Annotated in this window: 13 protein-coding genes; 9 read left to right on the top strand and 4 right to left on the bottom strand. The window is 60.5% G+C overall.

Translation table 11 applies throughout. The features are described from left to right. The first annotated feature begins 13 nt into the window (after window positions 1-13). The gene (locus ACFORG_RS18760) at window positions 14-1,147 is read left to right on the top strand and encodes an efflux RND transporter periplasmic adaptor subunit (protein WP_386737082.1); all 1,134 of its coding nucleotides are present in this window, start codon (window positions 14-16) and stop codon (window positions 1,145-1,147) included. Between the two features lie 4 nt (window positions 1,148-1,151). Next, entirely contained in the window at window positions 1,152-4,292 is a 3,141-nt protein-coding gene (locus tag ACFORG_RS18755) for an efflux RND transporter permease subunit (RefSeq protein WP_386737081.1), read from the top strand. A 146-nt stretch (window positions 4,293-4,438) separates the two neighbouring features. Here ACFORG_RS18755 and ACFORG_RS18750 read toward each other — a convergent pair whose 3' ends face one another. The 3 genes from ACFORG_RS18750 to ACFORG_RS18740 form a co-directional block, all read right to left on the bottom strand. Then, window positions 4,439-5,266, bottom strand: coding sequence for an aldo/keto reductase (locus ACFORG_RS18750; protein ID WP_386737080.1), 828 nt, complete (start codon window positions 5,264-5,266; stop codon window positions 4,439-4,441). A gap of 79 nt (window positions 5,267-5,345) precedes the next feature. Further along, window positions 5,346-8,255, bottom strand: a complete 2,910-nt coding sequence (locus ACFORG_RS18745) for a FecR family protein (protein ID WP_386737079.1) — start codon at window positions 8,253-8,255, stop codon at window positions 5,346-5,348. A 3-nt stretch (window positions 8,256-8,258) separates the two neighbouring features. After that, the gene (locus ACFORG_RS18740; RefSeq protein ID WP_386737078.1) at window positions 8,259-9,644 is read right to left on the bottom strand and encodes a tetratricopeptide repeat protein; all 1,386 of its coding nucleotides are present in this window, start codon (window positions 9,642-9,644) and stop codon (window positions 8,259-8,261) included. A 168-nt stretch (window positions 9,645-9,812) separates the two neighbouring features. Between ACFORG_RS18740 and ACFORG_RS18735 the strand changes: the two genes are divergently transcribed. The 6 genes from ACFORG_RS18735 to ACFORG_RS18710 all read left to right on the top strand — a co-directional run bounded on the left by ACFORG_RS18735 (window position 9,813) and on the right by ACFORG_RS18710 (window position 18,485). Then, window positions 9,813-12,044, top strand: coding sequence for a CHASE2 domain-containing protein (locus ACFORG_RS18735; RefSeq protein ID WP_386737077.1), 2,232 nt, complete (start codon window positions 9,813-9,815; stop codon window positions 12,042-12,044). Between the two features lie 49 nt (window positions 12,045-12,093). Continuing rightward, a complete protein-coding gene (gene dctP / locus ACFORG_RS18730) occupies window positions 12,094-13,047 on the top strand; it encodes a TRAP transporter substrate-binding protein DctP (protein ID WP_386737076.1) in 954 nt (317 codons plus the stop codon). A 40-nt stretch (window positions 13,048-13,087) separates the two neighbouring features. Then, the gene (locus tag ACFORG_RS18725; protein WP_386737075.1) at window positions 13,088-13,588 is read left to right on the top strand and encodes a TRAP transporter small permease; all 501 of its coding nucleotides are present in this window, start codon (window positions 13,088-13,090) and stop codon (window positions 13,586-13,588) included. Beyond that, the gene (locus tag ACFORG_RS18720; protein WP_386737074.1) at window positions 13,588-14,904 is read left to right on the top strand and encodes a TRAP transporter large permease; all 1,317 of its coding nucleotides are present in this window, start codon (window positions 13,588-13,590) and stop codon (window positions 14,902-14,904) included. Before ACFORG_RS18725 ends, ACFORG_RS18720 begins: the two co-directional genes overlap by 1 nt. A gap of 199 nt (window positions 14,905-15,103) precedes the next feature. Next, entirely contained in the window at window positions 15,104-16,102 is a 999-nt protein-coding gene (locus ACFORG_RS18715) for a TAXI family TRAP transporter solute-binding subunit (RefSeq protein ID WP_386737073.1), read from the top strand. Between the two features lie 112 nt (window positions 16,103-16,214). Continuing rightward, window positions 16,215-18,485: a TRAP transporter permease gene (locus tag ACFORG_RS18710; protein ID WP_386737072.1), complete on the top strand. Its 2,271-nt coding sequence runs from the start codon at window positions 16,215-16,217 to the stop codon at window positions 18,483-18,485. Window positions 18,486-18,512: 27 nt separating this feature from the next. Here the strand turns inward: ACFORG_RS18710 and ACFORG_RS18705 are convergent, their stop codons facing one another. Then, window positions 18,513-20,105, bottom strand: a complete 1,593-nt coding sequence (locus tag ACFORG_RS18705; protein ID WP_386737071.1) for a HoxN/HupN/NixA family nickel/cobalt transporter — start codon at window positions 20,103-20,105, stop codon at window positions 18,513-18,515. A 427-nt stretch (window positions 20,106-20,532) separates the two neighbouring features. Between ACFORG_RS18705 and ACFORG_RS18700 the strand changes: the two genes are divergently transcribed. Further along, window positions 20,533-21,528: hypothetical protein (locus ACFORG_RS18700; RefSeq protein WP_386737070.1), on the top strand; the 996-nt coding region annotated here is incomplete at its 3' end.

The raw sequence follows: 21,528 nt of genomic DNA, 5'->3' as shown, positions 1-21,528 counted from the left end.
ATCGAGGTCGTTCATGCCCCTTCCCCGCCAACTTTATTTGCTTGTCTGTGCTAGCCTTATGCTGTCGCTGCCTGCCCTGACGCCCTCGACTGCACAGGAGGGGGAGCCGCCGAAAGTCTCGATTGCCGCGGCCTATACGCAGGAGATCGTCGAGGAGGCGACATTCATCGGGCGAGGCGAAGCTATCGACAAGGTGGAAATCGTGGCCCGCGTCAACGGCTTCCTTCAGGAAACACTGGTCGGTGACGGTGCCGTCGTTGAAAAGGACCAGTTGCTGTTCCGCATTGAACCCGATCTGTACGAGGCGACACTGCAGGCACGGCGCGCCGACCTCGACAGTGCAAAGGCCAACCTGGAATTGACCAGCGTCGACCTGGCCCGAAAGGAGGAACTGGTCTCGCGCGGGGCGACGCCTGAGTCCGAACTGGATGTGGCCCGTGCGAACGAACTGGTCGCCGAAGCACAGATCAAGAGTGCCGAAGCCGCAATACGGCAGGCCGAGCTGGACCTGAGCTATACGGAGATAAAGGCACCATTTCCCGGGCGCATCGGACAAGTCGCAATAAGCGAGGGCGATGTGGTTGGTCCGAGCAAGGGACCGCTCGTCGCATTGGTCCGAGAGGAGCCAATCGACGTCGCCTTCTCGCTCAACGAAAAGCAATTCGTGGATGTTCTGGAACAGCTTGAGCAGACGGCGGCCTCGCTCGCCGAAAGCGGTAAAAGCCCCGTGGTGCGGCTGACCCTGCCGAACGGCACGGAACTGGATGAAACCGGAGAGATCATTTTCGTCGACAACCGCATCGACCCTCAGACCGGGACGATCGCGATGCGGGCGCGGTTTGAGAACAAGTCGCGCTTCATCCTCGACGGCGCCTTTGTCCATGTCCGCATTCAGGCGCTGCAACCTGTTACCCGGGTGTTGATCCCACAGGCCGCGATGCAACGTGACCAGCGCGGCCCCTTCGTGCTGGTCGTGACCAGTCAGCAGATGGTCGAACAGCGCTACATCCAGACGGGCGATACCGTGGACTCCGCCATCATCGTTCTGGATGGTCTGCGTGAAGGCGAAAGCGTCATCGTGGAAGGCCTGCAACGCGTCAGGCCCGGTGTTGCCGTCGATGCGGTAATGGCATCGGACGGAGAGTAAGCGCATGTTCTCATCGCTTTTCATCAGCCGGCCAAAGCTGGCGCTCGTCATCTCCCTTGTTCTGACCATCCTCGGCGGTATCGGGTACCTCGTGCTGCCGGTCGCCCAGTTTCCGGACATCACACCGCCGGTGGTCAACGTTTCGGCCAGCTACACCGGCGCCAGTGCCGAAACCGTCGAGAATACCGTTGCCGCCCCGATCGAGGCGCAGGTCAACGGCGTTGATGACATGATCTACATGACATCCACTTCGGCAGATAACGGGCTCTATTCGCTCAGCGTGACCTTCGAGGTCGGCACCGATCCGGATATCGCCAGCGTGAACGTCCAGAACCGGGTGGCTCAGGCGATGGCCTCGCTGCCGACAGAGGTGACGACATCCGGCGTGGTGACGCAGAAATCATCGACCAACATGCTGATGGTGGTCACGCTCACCTCGCCCGGCGAGACTTACGACAGCGTTTTCCTGTCGAACTATGCCTCCATCAACCTGAAAGACGCGCTGGCCCGCGTCGCCGGCGTTGGCAAGGCCGACGTCTTGACCGACCTGCAATACGCGATGCGCATCTGGATGGACCCGGACAAGATGGCCGCCCTGTCGGTATCTCCGGGCGATCTCATCAATGCGGTCAGGGAACAGAATGCCGAAGTGTCGGCCGGATCTATCGGTGCGCCACCGGTGCCCGAGGGGCAAGCGTTTCAGTATACGATCAAGACCAAGGGCCGATTGACAGCGGTACAGGAGTTCGAGGACATCGTCGTTCGCACCGGCGATGCCGGATCGGTTGTTCGCGTGCGCGACGTCGCACGTGTGGAACTTGGGGCCCAGTTCTATTCCGCCTCGGGCTTTTTCGAAGGGGAACCGGCGACGGTTCTGGGTATCTACCAAGCGCCGGGTGCAAACGCGCTTGCCGTATCCGAACGTGTGTTGGCCGAGCTTGAACGCCTGTCGCTCGCCTTCCCCGAGGATGTCGCATACCAAGTTCCGTTCAACACGACCGACTTCGTGGAACAGTCTCTCAATGACGTTGTGTCGACCCTGATCCTTACCTTCGTGCTCGTGATATCGGTCGTGTTCGTGTTTCTCGGCAGTTGGCGGGCCACGATCATCCCGGCGGTAGCCATCCCGGTTTCGCTGATCGGGACATTCGCGTTCCTTCTTGTCTTCGGCATGTCGCTAAACACCATCTCCTTGTTCGCGCTGGTCCTTGCGATCGGCATCGTGGTGGACGACGCGATCGTCGTGGTGGAGAACGTCGAGCGGATCATCGCGGATGAAGGCCTTTCGCCGGCCGAGGCGACGCGCAAGGCCATGGGCCAGATCACGGGACCGGTCATCGCAACCACACTCGTGCTGCTTGCCGTGTTCGTTCCGGTAACCTTCATGCCCGGCATCACCGGCCGGCTTTATTCGCAATTCGCGGTAACGATCTCGACCGCAGTCGTGATCTCTTCGATCAATGCATTGACCCTGTCGCCCGCGCTCTGTGCGCTTGTGCTCAAGGCACGATCCGGCCCGCCGCGCGGTCTGCTCGCGCTGTTCGAGCGCGGCATCGGCACCGTGCGTGGCGGATATCTTGGCATTGTGCGGCGGTTGCTGCGTGTGCCTCTTCTGGGGCTTGCGATCATCGCCGCTTTCGCAATCGGGATGGGGTCGATTTTCTCTTCGACCTCCAAAGGCTTTCTTCCGCTTGAGGATAACGGCTATCTGTTTGTCGATGTTCAGCTCCCCGATGCTGCGACCCTGTCCCGCACCGAAACCGTGACGGACCGTGTTGTCCGCCAGGTCGAGGAGATCCCCGGCGTGGCGAACACCGTTCTGGTCAACGGATTCTCGTTGCTTAATGGCTTGGCCTCGAACGGTGCGATGATCATCGTCAACCTTGAAAACTGGGAAGAACGGCAGACCCCGGAGTTGAGTGCAAACGGCATTCTCTCTCAGATACTCGGCATCGCCAATGGCGAGGCGGCGGCATCGATCGTGGCCTTCAACCCGCCCCCAATTCAGGGTCTCGGCATGTCCGCCGGCGTCGAGATGCAGGTTCAGCAGACCGGCGGCGGGTCGCCGCAGGATCTGTCTCAGGCGGTCGGTTCGCTTGTCTACTCTGCCAACCAACGCCCGGAAATCGCGCAGTCCTACACGACCTTCCGCGCGAACGTTCCGCAACTCTTCGTCGACCTTGACCGCGAAAAGGCAAAGACCCTTCAGGTCTCCATTGCCGAAGTGTTCCAGACGATGCAGGCGCAGCTTGGGTCATACTACATCAACGACTTCAACCTGTTCGGCCGCGTCTACCGCGTGATGGCGCAGGCTGATGGGAGCTATCGGGACAAGGTCGATGATATTTCGAATCTTTACGTCAGGTCGCAGACCGGGCAGATGGTGCCTCTTGGCACTTTGGTCGATGTCGAAAACGTCCTTGGGCCAGTTCTGCTGAAGCGGCACAACCTGTTCCGTGCAGCCACCGTCACCGCCGTTCCCGCGCCGGGATTGTCGACGGGTGACGCGATCAGGGTCATGGCCGAAGAGGTCGAGACCGCTTTGCCCCCCGGATACACCTACGAGTGGACAGGCACGGCCCAGCAGCAGTTGGATTCGGGTGGCCTCGTGGTCATCATCATGGCGATGGCTATCTTGTTCGGCTACCTGTTCCTGGTCGGACAGTACGAAAGCTGGTCGATGCCGGTCTCCATCCTGCTTTCGGTCATTGTGGCGCTGTTCGGCGCGGTGGCGGCGGTTGCCATCGTGGGATCCGATATCAACCTCTACACGCAGATCGGAATGATCATGCTGGTCGGCCTAGCCTCTAAGAACGGGATCCTGATCGTCGAATTTGCAATGGAGCAGCGGGCCAAGGGCCTGTCGATCCGTGAAGCGGCATCCGAGGCCGCGCACCAGCGTTTCAGGGCCGTCATGATGACGGCACTGTCGTTCCTGCTGGGCGTCGTCCCCTTGCTCGCAGCAAACGGTGCGGGAGCATCGAGCCAGAAGGCCATCGGCGTCGCGGTATTCGGCGGGATGCTGGCGGCGACCGTATTCGGCGTGATCCTTGTTCCGGTGCTCTATGCCGTGATGCAGGGGGCCCGTGAATGGATCAAGGGCTCCCCCAACCCTCCGGCAGAAGCCGAACCGCCGTCAGCATGACGGATGATTGTGTGTGATGCCTTGTGCGCAGCCCAATTCGGGCTGCGCGAAACGCCAAGGTTTGTATGCGGGTGTGTTGGCCGACGTTCAACCTAGCCCCTACCGGCATTGCGCGAAATGAGGGGCACCCTGCGCTGATCAGCGCTTTAATCGTCCCAGACCGGTGCGAGCCCCTTTGGCTCGACAATTCGGCCATCCGGCCGCCTCAAAGCGTCGATCCTGGCAATGTCTTCCCTGCTGAGCTTGATCTCGGCGGCGGCGAGGTTCTGGCGTAGTCGTTCCGGATTCGCAGTTTTGGGAATCGCGATTCCGTTCGGGTGCGCAAGTATCCACGCAAGAGTAACCTGAGCCTCCGACACACCATGCGCGTCAGCGATTTCCTGCAGCGCGGGATTTCCCAAAACGTTTCCTTGGGCCAGCGGAGAATAGGCCTCGAAAGGGATGCCGTTCGCCACCATATGCTCCATCAGACGGGTCTGGTCGATGAACGGGTGAACCTCGACCTGGTTCGCTGCAAGCGGACTGCCAAGCGCTTTGCGCGTTTCTTCGAGCATCTGGATGTTAAAGTTCGACACCCCGCCGTGACGCACTTTCCCGTCTGCTATCAGGCCATTCATTGCGCCCAAAGTATCCGCCAGTGGAACCTCTTTGGACGGCCAATGCAGTAAAAGGAGATCTACATAGTCCGTTCCCAGATCAGACAGCGACTCTTCTAGCTTGCGGACGAAGGTTTGCGGCGCAAAGTTCTCGGGAAGAATCTTCGTGGTAAGAAAGATCTGGTCCCGCGGCACGTCGGAACGGGCGATCCCCTTGCCGACCGCGGCTTCATTATCGTAGGCCTGTGCAGTGTCGATATGCCGAAATCCCTCGGAAAGGGCGGCGTCAACCATGTCGGTCGCGTCGTCTCCTTTGAGCTTGAAAGTGCCAAAGCCCAAGGCAGGTATCGCGGCCGGGCCGATCGCGGAAATGGTCATCAGTGACTCCTTTGGTGTCGTACATCCCGGCACCAACGCGCGCATCGCGCCGCGGTTGCACAGGAAGCATCACCAAAGGTCACCGTTCGCCCATGAACGTCCCCGCTGCGCTATAGCCGAAGCCCCCGACGTCGAAACTCCCCAGAACACCCTGGTCAGGCCCCAAAGGTCCGCGCGCAAAGGATCCCGTGGCAGAGCCGCTCAGACCGTCACCTGAAAGCGGCCCGTCAAACCGGTTCAGAGCATCGCCTACCCCGGAACTGCCCATGGGGCCCGAAAAGCTGCGCCCGTCGAAATTGTCGATGCTGAGGGTCCCGACACGCTCTGCAAAGTCGAAATCCATCGCCATGTCGCCCACGGCGACGTAGCGCCGCGTGCCGAGTTCACCATCAACGGCGACGTTACCGATCGCGTGCCCGCGCCACTCTCCGCGGCCCGACATGGGCAGTTCGGCCGCGGTCGGGATGTCAGCGGTCACAAAAGTCCCGAGGTGCACCATGTCTGTCCTGCTGCCGCCGGTGAGCGAACTGTCACGAAACTCCGTCTGCGTTCCCCACCAGCCCCATTGCATGAAATCGCAGCGGCAAGGCGACACATCTGCACCCGAAAACAGATTGTCCTGTGGCACCAGCCCGGCCGAGACGACATATGTCCCCGGATCGCGACCCGTGAAGCCGATTTCGGGATCATAGGGCTGATGCGCGATCACCTCTTCGGTGCGCGAAAACATGAACGTCGTATTGCCACCTTGAACATTCGATGGTCCGGTCGAATTCGCCGCGAAACGTGTGCTGTCGAGGAATGCGGAGCGCGCGGCCGGAAACTCGCCTTCCCCGTCAAAGCCGAACCCGTAGGAAAAGGCGAACGCTGCCGGGTGAGTTCCGGTCGTGTCCGCCACATCGATCGTTCCGCCCAAAGAGGCGGTAACCGGATCGAAGGCAATGAAGGCTCCGCCGGGATAAATTGAGCGGAAGGGCGTTGCAGATCCCTCCTGACCTTCGACCATGCCGGCGGCGAAACCGTGGACCAGCCTGTCGTCGGTGATCGTGCGATCGAACCCATCGAGGCGCTCGCTCATCGTCAGGAAGGCCGGAACCGTTGCCGAGCTGTATCGCTGAGGATCGGCCGGTGAAGCAATCGGGTCCATCAGCCCCGCGTCGATAAACGTGTTCTCGTCGGCCCAGTTGTTTCGGGCAAGCCCGCCGTTCAAGCCCGAACCGTATACGAACGCTTCGGCATTCCGACCCGCTATCGCGGTAAAGATCGTCGGACTCTGGATCTGGTTCGATCCGGTGCCACCACGCATGAAGTTGATTTCTTCCTGAGCGCTGAACCTGTAAGAACCGCGGCGGGTTCCACCGATACCCAAGGCATCCTCGCCAGTGCCGGCAAGGTTGCCGAAGACGAAGCCGGTGTCGCTGACAATCATCGAACGCTGATCGGCGCCCTGCCCTTCAATTCGAAGGGCGCCATAGAGAGTTGTCGGCGCATAGCGCGATTGACCCGTTTCGATCACGTAGAACGGAGTTTCCGCTGCAGCCGACAGAAATTCGTTGCCGAATTCGAACGCGACCTGCGGGTTGAGCAGCGGGACGTCAGACCTGAGGCCCATGCGCGTGCGGGCGTAATCCTCGCCCAGCTCGTAAGTTCGCAAATCCGCAGGTTGATCGGTCGAGGGAAAGAAGACTTCGCGCGGCGTCGGCTGCCCGACCACGACATCGAGAGATCCCGGCGACTCGGTCTCGTAGTCGGAAAGCGCAAGATGATAGATGGCGATGCCGTCCGGTCCACGCAGGATCGTCCCCCCAACGACGTCGCGCTGGTACGTTTCGGAATAGCGCGGTTCAATCGGCGTTTCGCCCTCTTCGACGGGATATGGCAGAGAGATATCGCCCAATTCGATCCCGACCGGTTCACCGTCCTCGCGCAGGACCTGCACGGTGACCGTCTCTGGCGGCACGATGCGCGAGATGCCCTGCGCCCATGGATCCTCGATGACGACACCGCTGGGCGTCGTGTAACTATCCGGCGTGCCGAAGACGCCGGTCAGCGTTGCACGGTCGTAGATCGGCCCCTCCGGCTCCGAGCCGACATCCTCGCGGATGAAATCGGATTGCGCCTCGTCCAGAACCGAAACGGCCAGTTGCCGATCCGTGCTGGCGATGCCAGGTTCGTCCGGGTCAGGTGCAATCGCTGTCGAGACCATTTCCAGACCGGGATTGAGTCGCAGCGAATAGGGGCTTCGATCCGAGTTCTCCCGAGGAATCCCGCTCTCCGCGACATCCCTGTCTGTGGGTATTTCGATCGCCCCGCCGTTCTGGCCACTCTGACCTTGCAAACGCCTCTGGAGCGTACCGCGGTCAAGCGTCTTGAGCTGCACGATGCGCGCATTTACGCCCTGCCCCGAGCGCGAGATCACAAAGGAATGCCCGGGTTGGTAGATGCGCGACCTGCGACCATCCGGGCCGGTAAATGTCAGTTCGTCACCGAAGACGAGGTTCGCGACGAGGTCCGGGCACTCGCCGCTGGACAGACAGGCGGGTTCGAGATCGATCTCGGCAATGGCTCCACGCACACCGAGAATGCCGACCGGCGTCTTGAAGCGGACCGGCTCTTCGTTCTTCGAGAGTTTGCCACCCACGAAACGCAATGCGCCCCGCGTGACCTCGGCGGTGAGAGAACCCGTTCCGTCGGACGGATTGTAGACGAATTCGTCGATCACGACCCTGGAATTCGAGCCCACCGTGAACGTGGATCCGTCCACGAACAGAACCTGAACCAGACCGTCGCGGTTGGTGATGATACGGTCCTTGAACGCGATGTCATCTCCGATAACGACTGTGCGCTGGCTTGCGCCGCGCTCAAGCGTCGAGGCGGTATTGACGGCTGCGGACGTGCCGATGCTCTCCTGGGCCAATGCAGCAGTGGATACCAATGCCGTGCCGGCCATCAGGGCCGCAAGCAAGGGGCGGTGAAGCATATCGCGCATGGTTCAGAACCTCTTCTTCACACCGTATGTGAGAGTGACCCCGTCATAGTCTCGGGTCGGGTAGTTGGAGTTCTGCCTGTAGTACTGCCCCGTCACGTAGGCGGAGAATTGATTTTCAAGTGGAATGCCAAGACTCGCCTCAAGCCAAAGACCCCTGTCGTCTTGCGCGTTCACGGGGTCGATCAACGGATCGGGACCGGCAAAATCGCGCGAGATGCCACCTACGGCAAGCAGCAGCGACCAAGGCTCGTTATCCGCGAGGATGCCATCGGTTGGCCCGCGAAAATCGTGGTTGAGCTTCGCAGTCAGGCCGTAGCCGCGAAAGGTGTTGAAATCGGTCTCCCCGTCGACCTGGCGAGCCTCGAATGCAAAAGAGCCGGTCCAGCCCGGACTTAGAGACCGGATTAGCTGCGCCCGGAACCGGTAGGTATTGCCGTCCTGCAAGGTCGCATTGGGATAATCTGCGGTATTCGAGTAGTTGATCGACCGCGCCTCGATCTGGGTCTCTAGCAGGGTTCTGTTGTCAATCTGCGTGCGCAGCCGCAACCCAGCCCCACCGATCGTCGAATAATGGCTTCCACCAAGTGTCGATCCGCCGACAATGCCGTAGACGCCAAGCCGCGACTTGTCCCATCCCCAGCGACCTAGATTGAAGGACGGGCCGAACGCAACCTCGAGGAAATTCAGATCGAGACGGCTCAGTTCAAAGAACTTCGACGCGTAGAGTGTCCCATCAACTTCGAACAACGCACCTTGTGCCGGCAGGTCATAGGTGTAGTGGATCTGGCCAAGGGCGAACACACTGGCGTCCGACTGCGCCTTCGCGCCGGGCCCAAGGTTGATCGGGACGCCACCGATTATGATCGAGTCGCGGTCGGGTGCGAAATTGGCGTTGGAATAGGCCTGCATACCGAAATCAATCGAAGCTGAGAAGCGATACGGCTTCGACGCCTCTTCGACCGAGAGGGAAAACTCGTCCACCTTGGCCCGGACGGCGGGCGGCAAGTCCTGACCTCGGACAGCCTCAAGATAGTGTTGCGCGGTCTCGATGGCCCCGATGCGGTAATACAAGACCGCCAGTTCCAGCTGCACCCTGGGCAAACCCGGATTGAAGACGAGTATTCTCTCCATCGTAGAAATTGCAGCTTCGATATCGCCAACTCTTGCAGAGATCAAAGCATACTCGAACGCGATGTCGAGATCGACCGGATTGGAGAGCGTTGCCTGAAACAGCGCCGCCCGCCGCGCTTCGAGCGCGGCGAAGGTTTCGGCAGACGTGTCGGCCTCCTGCGCACCGGCGGGCGCCGCGAGACAAAGACCAAGAACAACACCCTTTGCAAAATAAAGAAAATTGCGTCTCTTGGGTAATAAATGCCATGCTGCCAGCATAACTGGTGAACTTTCTGAAAATGAACCCCTTACTCTCCACGCATAGACGCCTTCCGCAACAAATTCAATTTTGCAAACCTCGGGCTGCCTTCCGTTCCGTCAACGCCAGTGAAGCTGTGACCGTCGGGCAACATTTGCCTGCGCTATCTGCCAAGGAAATAGGCTGAGATGACCACGGGCGATCATCGGGTCAGTCGACGTCGGCGTGCCCTGGGACGTTTGTTGCCGCTGACCATCCTGACGGTCTCGGCCCTGCTGTTCGGCGCTGCATGGAGGATTGCGGAACCCGAAGCGGCAGGTCATCTGCGCAACATCGCGTATGACGAATACCAGAAATGGCACCCGCGCAACTTCGATCCCGACCTGCCGGTCCGCATTGTGGCGATTGACGAGGCCTCGCTGACGCGATTGGGTCAATGGCCTTGGCCACGCAGCCGGCTTGCCGAACTCGTCATGAAACTGGGTGCGCTCGGCGCGGCGACTGTGGCGCTCGACATCGTGTTGGCCGAGCCCGACCGGATGTCGCCGGACCAGATCGCATCGCTGGTTGACGACGATGCGGAGCGTGCGCGGGTGACACGAGCCCTTGCTGCCTTGCCGGATGGTGACGCGCGCATGGCAGACGCGCTTGAATCGGTGCCTTCCGTCCTTGGGATCGCACTCACGAACGAGGCCCCCCGCCAAAGCCCCGGGGGACTGCCGCCCAAGGCGGGCTTTGCGGTGGCTGGCGATCCGCCGCAGGAGTTCTTGCCCGTCTTTTCCGGGATGACAGCGCCGTTGCCCGGCCTTGCCAATGCGGCCACCGGACTGGCCGCGCTGAACTGGATGCCCGGGCGCGACCAGATCGTCCGCGACGTTCCACTGCTTTTTGCGCTGCCCGACGGCCGATTGGTGCCAAGCCTCGCCGTCGAGGCGTTGCGCGTGGCACAGGGCGCAAGCACCTTCGTCGTTCGAAGTTCGAATGCCAGCGGGCAGAGCGCGATGGGTGCCAGAACCGGGGTAAACGCTTTGCGTATTGGTGCTTTTGACGTGCCGACCTCGCCCCGAGGATCTCTTTTGCTGCACTACACACCTCCGCAACCCGAGCGGTTCATTCCGGCCTGGCGCGTTGCGCTTGACGATGTTTCGTCTGACGAGATCGCGGGTCGTATCATACTGATCGGCGCCACGGCGCCGGGGCTGTTCGACATACAGTCGACCCCGACGGCGAGTTCGGTGCCCGGCATCGAGATCAACGCCCAGGTCATCGAGCACATCATCACGGGAACAGAGCTTGGGCGCCCGGACTGGGCCGAAGGGTTGGAATTCATGGCTTTCGCCACGCTGGTCCTCTTCTGCGCCGTGCTCGCGGCCTTTTTCTCTCCAACGACCGCCGTGATGACGGGCGTCGTCACGCTGGCAGCCGTTTCGATTGCCAGCTACCTGGCATTTGCACGGCTCGATCTGTTCATCGACCCGACATTTCCCGTCATCGGTTCAGCGATCACTTTGTTTTCCACCACGAGCCTTGTCGCGATCCGCGAAAGAGCCGAGCGGCGATGGGTGCGCGAGGCTTTTGGCCATTATGTCTCACGCGACCTTGTCCGCGAACTCGAAGACGACCCCGAGGCCTTGGCACTTGGCGGAGACCTGCGCCCGATGAGCGTTCTTTTCTCGGACGTTCGAGGCTTTACCACTGCCGCCGAAGGCATGAGTGCCGCGCAACTTACCGAGTTCGTGAACGCGCTCTTCACGGCACTGACCGATGTCATCATCGAAAACCGTGGCACCATAGACAAGTTCATGGGCGATGCCGTGATGGCATTTTGGAACGCACCGCTGAACGAACCCGACCATGCCGCGCGTGCCTGCCAGACCGCGCTCGAAATGCTGGATGCGCTTGAACGCTTCAATGCCGAAAACGCGCATCGCTTCCCTGAAACGGGCATCGGAATAGGCATCAATACCGGTGAATGCTACGTGGGCAATTTCGGATCACATCACCGTTTCGATTATTCGGTCATTGGAGACGAGGTGAATGTCGCGTCGCGCCTTGAAGGTCAGACCCGCCCCTATGACGTTCCGATCCTCGTGGGCGGTGCCACGGCCAAGGCGGCCCGGTCGCGCGGCTACGTTCTGACGATGGTCGACGAGGTGCAGGTGAAAGGCCGGATCGAACCTGTCGAAATCTACGCTCTTTTGGGTGGGCCCGACCACCCCGTGGACCAAGCGAGACTGGAGGCCGGCGAGATGGTAGAGCGGATCGCCCTGGCCCGTGCCCAAGGCAACCTCGAAGCCGCGCGTGAGGCGTTGGGCGCTGCTCGCCATACCGAATTCGCCGCAGCCTTGGCGATCCATGCCGACGCTCTTGCAGCCATGTCTCGCAATGAAGGCTCGACGCTGGCGGGAAACACCGGCTAATCTACCCATACGAACCGCATGAAAGCGGTCAGAACAGGGAGAGAACCACGTGAAAACGCTTGCAGCAGCCGCCTGCGCCATCGGGATTGTCGCCGCACCCGTCGCCGCCGAAGAAACGCTTCGTGGCGTGACGGCCTTTGCCCAAGGCACGACCTTCTCGAGGCCCTTCGAGGCCTTCGTCGAACGAGTTAACGAAACCGGAAAAGGCGTCATCCAGATCGAATATGTTGGCGGACCAGAAGCGGTGCCGCCATTCGAACTGGGGAATGCCGTCTCGAGCGGTGTTGTGGACATCGCGAACGTGACCAGCGCGTTCTATCCCAACTTGCTGCCCACGGGCGATGCGTTGCACCTGGCCACCAACACCGTTCAGGATCAACGCGAAAACGGGTGTTTCGACAAGATAGACGCGTTGCATCAAGAACAGATGAACGTGAAGTTCCTTGCCCGGACGGGCGACCACATCCAGTTCCACCTTTATACCACCAAGCCGGTAGAGGGGCTGGACCTGAGCGGATTTACCATCCGTACAACGCCCGTTTATCGCGCCCTGCTCGAAGAACTTGGTGCGACACCCGTGCGTACGGCACCGGGCGAGGTCTACACCGCATTGGAACGCGGTGCGATCGACGGGTATGGCTGGCCTGTGCAGGGCATCCTCGACCTGGGATGGGATGAGCAGACCAAGTATCGTATCGACCCGGGATTTTTCCAGGTGGACGTGAATTTCCTGGTGAACCTCGACCGGTGGAACGATCTGTCGGACGAAGCCCGCGCTGTTCTGGAAGAGGCCGCGCTCTGGACCGAGGCCCGCAACGAGGACAACATCCGCGTCAACGAGGAAGAGGCCGCAAAACAGCTTGAGGCGGGGATCGAGGTGATCACGTTCGACGAACAAACCGCCGCGAACTACTTGGAAACGGCCCAGAATGCCGGCTGGGCCATCGTCGAGGGGATAGACGCCCAGATCGCATCGGATCTGCGCGCCTGCCTGAACGACTGACAAAGGGACCGCCGCGGCCCCCACGGCCCGGCGGATTCTGATGACCAGCTTGAACAGTGCATTTGACAGGGTTCTGCTCGCCTGCGCGATCTTCGCCGCGGGTATATTCGGGGCGACCGCGGTTTTGATTTCCGTAAACGTGGTTTTGCGAAATCTTGGTGCTGCAACGATCTACGGACTGCTGGATGCGGTCGAATATGGATTGCTGGCGGCAACATTCCTTGCTGCTCCTTGGGTCCTTTCCCAAAAGGCGCATGTGTCGGTCGATCTTGTCACATCCGTCCTTCGTCCAGCGACATCCCGCAGGTTGTCGCGTGCGGTTTCACTGACGGGTTTCACGGTTTCGCTCGTCTTCCTGCGATACGCGGTCGAGGCGGCATGGCGTTCGGCCGAGCGCGGATCGATGATCCGAACTGCTTTCACGATTCCTGAATGGTGGGTGCTTGCGATCGCTCCCGTTGCGTTCGTTCTGATTTGCATCGAGTTCCTGCGACAGGCCGCGCATCCCGACGAGCGGGCCGAGAAAGCGTCCGGGCTTTGATGGACTGGCCGCTGTTTCTTACACTCATGATGGGTGGTCTTGGCGCCATGCTCCTTGCCGGGTTGCCGGTTGCATTTGCCTTTCTGGCCGTGACGATCATCGGAGCGTGGGAGGTTCTGGGCGGTGAGCGCGGCGTGATCCAACTTGCTCGCAACGCCTCGACGACAGTTGCAAACTTCCAACTGGCGCCTATCCCGCTTTTCATCCTGATGGGCGAATTGCTGTTCCAGACCGGCGTTGCGCACAAGGCAATCGACGCGGTTGAACGGGTTGTCACCCGAATACCGGGGCGATTGTCCGTGGTTACGGTGTTGGGCGGCACGATCTTTGCCGCGCTTTCGGGTTCAACCATTGCCAACACCGCGATGCTCGGCTCGACGCTTCTACCCCAGATGCTGAAGAAGGGATATGCCCCTACCATGGCGATGGGGCCTATCATGGCCTCGGGCGCGATTGCGATGCTGATCCCCCCTTCCGCACTCGCGGTTCTCGTGGGCTCGCTTGCCGGCATCTCGATCGCCGGATTGCTGGTTGCCGGGATCCTGCCAGCGCTCATCCTGGCAATTCTCTTTCTCGGCTGGATCGTTCTTTCCGCCATTCGCAACCCCGACTTGGCCCCTGCGGATGAAAGCGTGATCGACATGGCGCCAGCAGAACGCTGGCGGCCATTCCTGATCTACGTCGCCCCATTGTCCATTCTTTTCGCCGTCGTGATCGGCAGCCTGCTTTTGGGCTTTGCCACGCCAACGGAAAGCGCCGCTCTTGGCTCTATCGCGGCACTGGGTGTCGGGGCCGGATATCGCGCTCTGACATGGCAGAAGCTGGCGCGTGCCATGCTCGAGACCGTAAAGCTCAGCGTGATGATCCTGTTCATCATCGCCGCCAGCCAGACATTCGCGCAGGTTCTATCTTTCTCCGGGGCTACCGGAGGGTTCATCCGCCTGATCGAAAGCTTCGATCTCACGACCTTTCAGATCACGCTGGGCATGATCGCCCTGTTGCTGCTTCTTGGATGTTTCATTGACCAGGTTTCGATGCTGATGGTGACGGTCCCGATTTTCGTTCCGCTTTCACAGGCCGCCGGGATCGATCCGCTCACGCTTGGTGTGCTCTACCTGCTGACAATGGAGATTGGCCTGCTGACCCCGCCATTTGGACTTCTGCTTTTTGTTATGCGGGGAGTGGCTCCGCCACAGATCGGCATGCGCACCATCTACGCGGCTATCCTTCCCTACATCGTCATGAAAATCGCGGTTCTGGGGCTTGTCATCACTTGGCCGCCAATCGCGACCTGGCTGCCCGGGTTGCTGAACTAGAGCTTGCGCAAATCGGCCTTGCGCGAAATGTGGGAAAGCACGTACGTCGCAACTGTTGCCAAAAGCCCGAGGCAGAGTATCTTACGCGAACCGCATTCCGGAGAGGAAACCCGAACTTACCTGCACGGTGGCATGACAAGACAATTTTTCCTGCCCCTGAGGTTCATCGGTCCGGAAGCCGTAGTCCAAGGGAGAAAACATGAAAAATCAAAGCATTCGGATGGTCGCCGCGATCGGCGCAACAGTGTTGGCGACAGGCGCGTTCGCCGGGAGCCATGAAAACCGCGACGGCTGGCCCGAGAGCTTCACGGTCGGCACCGCCTCGCAGGGCGGCACCTATTTCGCTTACGGGTCGGGCTGGGCAAACCTCGTTTCCGAGGAGCTCGGCATCACCGGCGGCGGCGAAGTTACCGGTGGCCCAATGCAGAACATGGCGCTGGTTCATACCGGCGAGGCCCAGTTCGGCATGACCACGATGGGCCCGGCAGCGGAATCGCTGGGTGGCACCAACCCGATCGCGCCTGGTCTGCAGATGAACAAGGCTTGCGCGATGTTCCCGATGTACCAGACGCCGTTCAGCGTGACTGCATTGTCATCCTCGGGCATCGCTTCGGTCGCCGACATTCCAGATGGTGCGCGTATCGGGTTCGGTCCGGCCGGTTCGACCTCGGACACCTATTTTCCGCGCATGATGGAAACGCTGGGTGTGAATTTCGAGCGTCGCAACGGCGGCTGGTCGGATCTCGGCGGGCAGCTTCAGGACGGCCTGCTGGACGTGATCGCTTTCGCCGCAGGCGTACCGGTGCCGGCGGTCAGCCAGCTTGAGGTTCAGACCGACGTGAACATCATCGAGTTCACCGAAGAGGAGCAGGCCAAGATCATGGAGGCCTTCCCGGTATCCGAGTTCGAGATTGCCGCCGACACCTATACCACGCTCGAAGCACCGGCCAGGTCGGTTTCGATGTGGAATTTCGCAATCGCCAACTGCGACCTGCCCGAAAACTTCGTCAAGGCGGTGGTTGACGTGGTCATGTCGGACAACGAGCGAATGGTGAATATCCACCGTGCAGCCCGTTCGACCCTGCCCGAGAACTGGGACAAGAACAAAGTCATGATGTGGCACCCAGGTGCTGCCGCCTGGTTCAAGGAAAACGCGGGCGCCGACATTCCGGATGACCTGGTGTATTCCGGCGGCTGATTGCGGCCTGCCAATGGCATGAAGAAACGCGTCCCGGATCAGCTCGGGGCGCGTCATACCAAAATCGGCCGATGACAGGCCGCAACAATAAATGACTGGGGGATTGTCGGCCATGTCTGACGAAAAAGCGGATCACATCGAACCGGTTATCGCCGAAGGTGTGGATGATGAACCCGTAGAGGTGAACCGCCGCCAATATGTCGGCACCATGGCCTGGGTCGCGGCAACCTTTTCAATTCTCTACGCCGCGTTTCACATGGCTGCGCTGAACGGCGTCTCGATCTCGGACTACACGGGGATAGAAATCCCGTTCCTGCCGCAATTTCCGCTGGAAACCTGGAATTTTCGCATCGTGCATATCGCTGGCGCCCTTTTGCTGGGTTTCCTGTTGTTCGCTGCCTACAGTTTCCCAAGCGGCGACGAGGACCCTCGCACCACGCCACTTCTCACGATCGCGGGTTACGCGTTGCTACTGCCGGTTGCGGTATCCTTCTGGACGGTTCTGGGTTTCATCGCTCGTCTGAACAGCGGCGACCTGCCCGAAATGGGCGGTCTTGTCACCTGGCCCGCGTTCCCGGGCACCGAGATCTATGGGCTTGAACTCTGGTGGTTCGGAACGCCGTTGTTGATTGCAACTCTTGGGGCGATCCTTCTGAGCTGGTTCGAAAGACGCCCGCGCGGCGCGCTTGCCGCGTCGGACCTGGTGTTGGCGCTGTGCGGCATCGTCGTGGCGCTTTACCTCATTCCGATCTATTCCACCGCCGCGCGCAACTCTGTCGGGACACCATTCGTACCGATCGGTGTCGCGTTTGCTGCTACCGCCGGATCCGCCCTCATCCTGGAACTGACCCGGCGTGTCGCCGGTCTGGCACTGGTCATCATCACCGGCATATTCCTCGCCTACACGTTCACGGCCCACCTGTTGCCCGGCATCCTCGCCGTGCAGTCGGCCTATACATGGCAGCGTTTCTTTGGACATGTCTATTCGGACGCCGGTATCCTCGGGCCGACCACGGCGGTCAGTTCGACTTATATCATCCTTTTCATCATCTTCGCGGCCTTTCTTCAGGCCAGTAAGGTCGGCGACTATTTCGTGAACTTCGCATTTGCCGCTGCCGGACGGGCGCGCGGAGGTCCGGCCAAGGTCGCGATCTTTGCAAGCGGTTTGATGGGCATGATCAACGGCACCAGTGCGGGCAATGTCGTCGCCACCGGGTCGCTGACCATCCCGCTGATGAAAAAGGTCGGCTACAGGCGCGAGACCGCCGGCGCGATCGAGGCTGCGGCCTCGACCGGCGGGCAGATCATGCCGCCGATCATGGGTGCTGGCGCCTTCATAATGGCCGAGATCACCGGCATTCCCTACACCGAGATCGCAGTTGCCGCTGTCATCCCGGCGATCCTGTACTTCGTGTCGATCTATTTCATGGTCGATTTCGAAGCCGCCAAACTGGGTATGCGCGGCATGCGTGACGATGAGCTTCCGAAGCTCAACCAGATGCTGCGCCAGATCTACCTGTTCATCCCGATCATCATTCTGATCGTCGCCTTGTTCATGGGCTATTCCGTGATCCGCGCTGGCACACTTGCCACGATATCCGCAGCGGTCGTCAGCTGGCTTACACCCCACAGGATGGGAATACGTTCCATCCTGAAGGCGCTGGAACTTGCCGGGCACATGTCGATCCAGATCATCGCGGTATGTGCCGCAGCGGGCATCATCGTGGGCGTGATCAGTCTGACGGGTGTCGGTGCGCGATTTTCGGCGCTGCTGCTGAATCTCGCGGGCCTTAGCCAGCTGTTGGCGCTCGTTTTTGCGATGTGCATTGCGATCCTGCTGGGCATGGGCATGCCGACGACGGCGGCCTACGCCGTGGCCGCCTCTGTCGTAGCGCCGGGCCTTGTTGAGATCGGCATACCGCAACTCACCGCCCATTTCTTCGTCTTCTACTTCGCCGTCGTATCCGCGATCACGCCACCGGTTGCGTTGGCCTCTTACGCGGCAGCGGGCATTTCGGGCGCGAACCCGATGTCGACTTCGGTGGCCTCCTTCAAGATCGGGATTGCAGCTTTCATCGTGCCGTTCATGTTCTTCTACAACAGTGCACTGCTGATGGATGGCAGCTGGGCAGAGATCCTGCGCGCAGGTGCGACGGCCGTGTTCGGTGTCTTCCTTCTCAGTTCCGGTGTTCAGGGCTGGTTCGTCGGAGCGCGCCCGGCGTGGTTCCTGCGCGCGGCGCTGATCCTTGCAGCCTTGTTCATGATCGAGGGTGGGCTGATAACCGACCTGATCGGAATCGGAACGACGCTGGCCGCCTACTTCGTTCAGAAAATCCTGGCGCCACCACCGGATGCGCAGATCGAGGTGCGCGGGGCGGACTAACGCCTCGCCAAGTCTTTCCGCGTCCTCTCAGGGGCGCAAGGAAACACCAGCGGCTTCGAACTGCGACGAACTTTCGCCGACGGCCAGCCGCCCTGCACTATCCTGTGTCAGGGTCGACGTGAACAATATGATACCGACAGTCAAAACAAGGGTCGCGCCGACAAGGCGCGCTCCATTCTGAAAGCCGGTAAGGCGTTGCGCGTCATCGCCAATTCGACGTTCCACCTGCGCACGCCCCCAAAGCGCCGCTACCCCAAGCGCCGACATGGCGATGGCCATACCCAACGAAATCGCGCAAACCATGATAACGGCCGGAACGATCAGATCGTTCGCAAGACCGTAGAGCATCACGATAAGTGCCCCCGTACATGGCACCACCCCGACCGCAAGAGCCAGCCAGCCCTCGGATCGACGCCCCCGCGCTGCGGCAGCGGCACATGCCGAACATCCGGCATGGTGGTCGTGGTGGTGATGGTGGCCACCTTCGACCGTGCGTGTCGAGCGCCACGCCGCGACCGCCCGCCAAAGCATGACCGTTCCGATAGCCATGATCGTGGCGTAACTGGCAAGCCGCACCATCCGGTAGTCTGCCGGGGCCGCACCGGTCAACTGCCGGACAGTCAGGTCAAACGCCACGACGCAGATGACCGCCGAGAAGACATGCACGACGGCGATGCGGGCGCCCATCAGCATGCCACGACCAAGGTTGCCGCCCTCGCCTACGAAATATGAAATCACGACCGTTTTGCCGTGCCCGGGTCCAAGTGTGTGCAAGAACCCGTATCCCAGCGACAGAAGCAGCGCGAAAAAAGTGGCTATGGAAAACCCATCCCCCCTGCCAAGAGCCGACATGGATGACGTGAACAGGGACGAGACCCAGACCTGCATGCGCGCAATCCATGAAAGGTTCGGGTCGGAGTAAGTCACCTCGGTGAGGTTTCCCGGAATACCGGTGATCTGTGCTGCGTCGAGGCCGTAGGACGCCATCACTGCTTGGCTTCCGTCTATCAGAAACAAGTCATGCGCAGCGGGGCTGTGCCTGAGGGTGCCTTGTAGGCGCACCGGCTCAAAGCGCTGTTCGACCGCCAGCCCCTGGGGATAGTTCACATGAATAATCTGGTTGGGCGGCGGCGGGGGCGTGTGAATACAGGCGCCCACCCACGGCACAAGAAGGAACTCCACCACGTTCTCTCCGTCCCATTCCAGCGGCAACACGTAGCCGTCCATCAGTATCTCGCGGTCCACAAGGGCCGTCGAAACACTGGTGGCCGCAGCTCGCCGACGTTCCATGACGACAAGACGCTGTTGCAAAAGCTTCTCCGGGTCGAGCCCGTAAACGGAGAGCCTGTCGCGCGCCGACTCCGCTAGTTCGCGCATTTCGTCAGTGGCTTCGCCGATTTCGAGCGACTGTTGATAGCGCAGCACATCACGCAAGTCAGACCGCTGGCCAAAAGTCATCTCGATGAACGGATCATCATAAGGCGCTACCTCGGGAACCAGTTCCTGCCAGGTCGCGAATTGCGGCGCGGCCCGCGCGCCCTGGGGCAGAAGCGCGCCAAGCAGCATCAAGGTCAACGCAGCGAAAAGCACCCCGTGCCAAAACCGTGTCTGGTGCTGCATCGCTTGCTCCTTGTTCCGCAATCGCCTTAATCATACAGCGGAAGACCGAAAAACCGAAGACGAACTCGCCTGAAAGGCGATCCGACATCAGGAAACCCTAATTCCCATTCCAATCGTTCGTAGCGAGCGAACATCGCGGCGTGCATCAGGTCGCTGGTAGCGCCTTACAGACGGTCAGCCGCCCATTCCGCGGCGTCGCGATGAATTGGAGTTTGCGTTGAACGCTGCATCGGCTTCGTAAACGCGGGCCGCTACGCCAAGTCGTTTTGGTACAGGCTCCAAGGCTTTGGCGGGCATGCTGCACCTTGATCTGCGTCACCGCGAGCCCGATCAAGAAAAAGTTGCCTAACCTCCCTGATCACTTAAGGTAACCATGATGTAGCGCGCTATTTTCCGCGGCTTTTCTGAACTTGAGGGACGGCAAGGGATGGCAAGAGACGAATTGGACCGCGAAGGACTTGAGCTCGGCAGCCTGACGCAATCTCAAGTTCGGGACCTGATCATCGACACCGCGCCCGAAGTCCTCCTGATCGAGACCGCCGGCCTGAGCCAGGTGCGGCTTCCCGAAGGATCCAGCTTGGAGTTTCCGCTGCTGCTGGACGACGCGTTGATCCTCGTTCAACCAGACGGAACGCTAATCATTCTGATCGGCGCCGAAGAGGCGTCGCTTCGGATATCGGCGGATGCGACGACGATCCCACTTCAGCGACTGTTCGACGTCGCGACTCCCTCTTCGGATTGGGAAGTTCTCGGTGACGTGGTCCGCGTCCCATTGCACTTTATCGCCAACCCGGGAACACCGGTCAAAGGATCGGCTTTCGAAACCGCCGTCTCGATAAACGATCCCCTGATCGGTCTCGACATCAACCCGCTTCTTCCACCTACCGATTACGCGTTGCCCGAACGGTTCGACCGTCTTTACGCAGGTAACCGGAATGACGGATCCGGCCCCGCCAACCTGATCATCGTTCCGCGCCCGGTCACGGCCATCGAAACCGACGGCCCCGTAACCGTATCACTGAAGGATTCATTGATCTTTGTCGGGGATCCTTCGGAAGTATCTGCAATACAATCCGTTTCCTTCGAATTACCGGGTCTCCCGGCAGGTTCGGTTGCCACCGACGGCACATTGACGCCTGTTGCCGATGGCACCTTTATCCTTTCCTTTTCCGGCACCCTTTCCGGGTTCGACGCGCTCCAGGTCATTTTCCCAAGAGACTTCTCCACACAAAGTCGTTCCGACGCAGCGGAGGGTCCGCTTCCCGGTAAGGTCACCGTCGAAGACCGGGACGGCGAACTGACCGAATTGCCACTGCCAATCCGCGTCACGCCCGAGGGGGATGTGACGATCGATGACAGCCTGCCGGACACGGTGCCGGACGAGACCGACGATCCGACGCCGCTGGTGCCGGCGGAGCTGCTC

The organism is Lutimaribacter marinistellae, assembly GCF_042648365.1.
Lineage (GTDB): Bacteria > Pseudomonadota > Alphaproteobacteria > Rhodobacterales > Rhodobacteraceae > Lutimaribacter_A > Lutimaribacter_A marinistellae.
This window is presented reverse-complemented; position numbering and strand designations above follow the sequence as displayed.

What these genes read in the sequence shown, in the direction of transcription:
- ACFORG_RS18720 (WP_386737074.1), top strand. Translation starts at nt 13,588, where the DNA reads ATGGACTGGCCGCTGTTTCTTACACTCATGATGGGTGGTCTTGGCGCC.
- ACFORG_RS18725 (WP_386737075.1), top strand. Translation starts at nt 13,088, where the DNA reads ATGACCAGCTTGAACAGTGCATTTGACAGGGTTCTGCTCGCCTGCGCG.
- ACFORG_RS18745 (WP_386737079.1), bottom strand. Translation starts at nt 8,255, where the DNA reads ATGCGCGATATGCTTCACCGCCCCTTGCTTGCGGCCCTGATGGCCGGC.
- ACFORG_RS18750 (WP_386737080.1), bottom strand. Translation starts at nt 5,266, where the DNA reads ATGACCATTTCCGCGATCGGCCCGGCCGCGATACCTGCCTTGGGCTTT.
- ACFORG_RS18705 (WP_386737071.1), bottom strand. Translation starts at nt 20,105, where the DNA reads ATGCAGCACCAGACACGGTTTTGGCACGGGGTGCTTTTCGCTGCGTTG.
- ACFORG_RS18740 (WP_386737078.1), bottom strand. Translation starts at nt 9,644, where the DNA reads ATGCTGGCAGCATGGCATTTATTACCCAAGAGACGCAATTTTCTTTAT.
- ACFORG_RS18715 (WP_386737073.1), top strand. Translation starts at nt 15,104, where the DNA reads ATGAAAAATCAAAGCATTCGGATGGTCGCCGCGATCGGCGCAACAGTG.
- ACFORG_RS18735 (WP_386737077.1), top strand. Translation starts at nt 9,813, where the DNA reads ATGACCACGGGCGATCATCGGGTCAGTCGACGTCGGCGTGCCCTGGGA.
- ACFORG_RS18710 (WP_386737072.1), top strand. Translation starts at nt 16,215, where the DNA reads ATGTCTGACGAAAAAGCGGATCACATCGAACCGGTTATCGCCGAAGGT.
- ACFORG_RS18755 (WP_386737081.1), top strand. Translation starts at nt 1,152, where the DNA reads ATGTTCTCATCGCTTTTCATCAGCCGGCCAAAGCTGGCGCTCGTCATC.
- ACFORG_RS18760 (WP_386737082.1), top strand. Translation starts at nt 14, where the DNA reads ATGCCCCTTCCCCGCCAACTTTATTTGCTTGTCTGTGCTAGCCTTATG.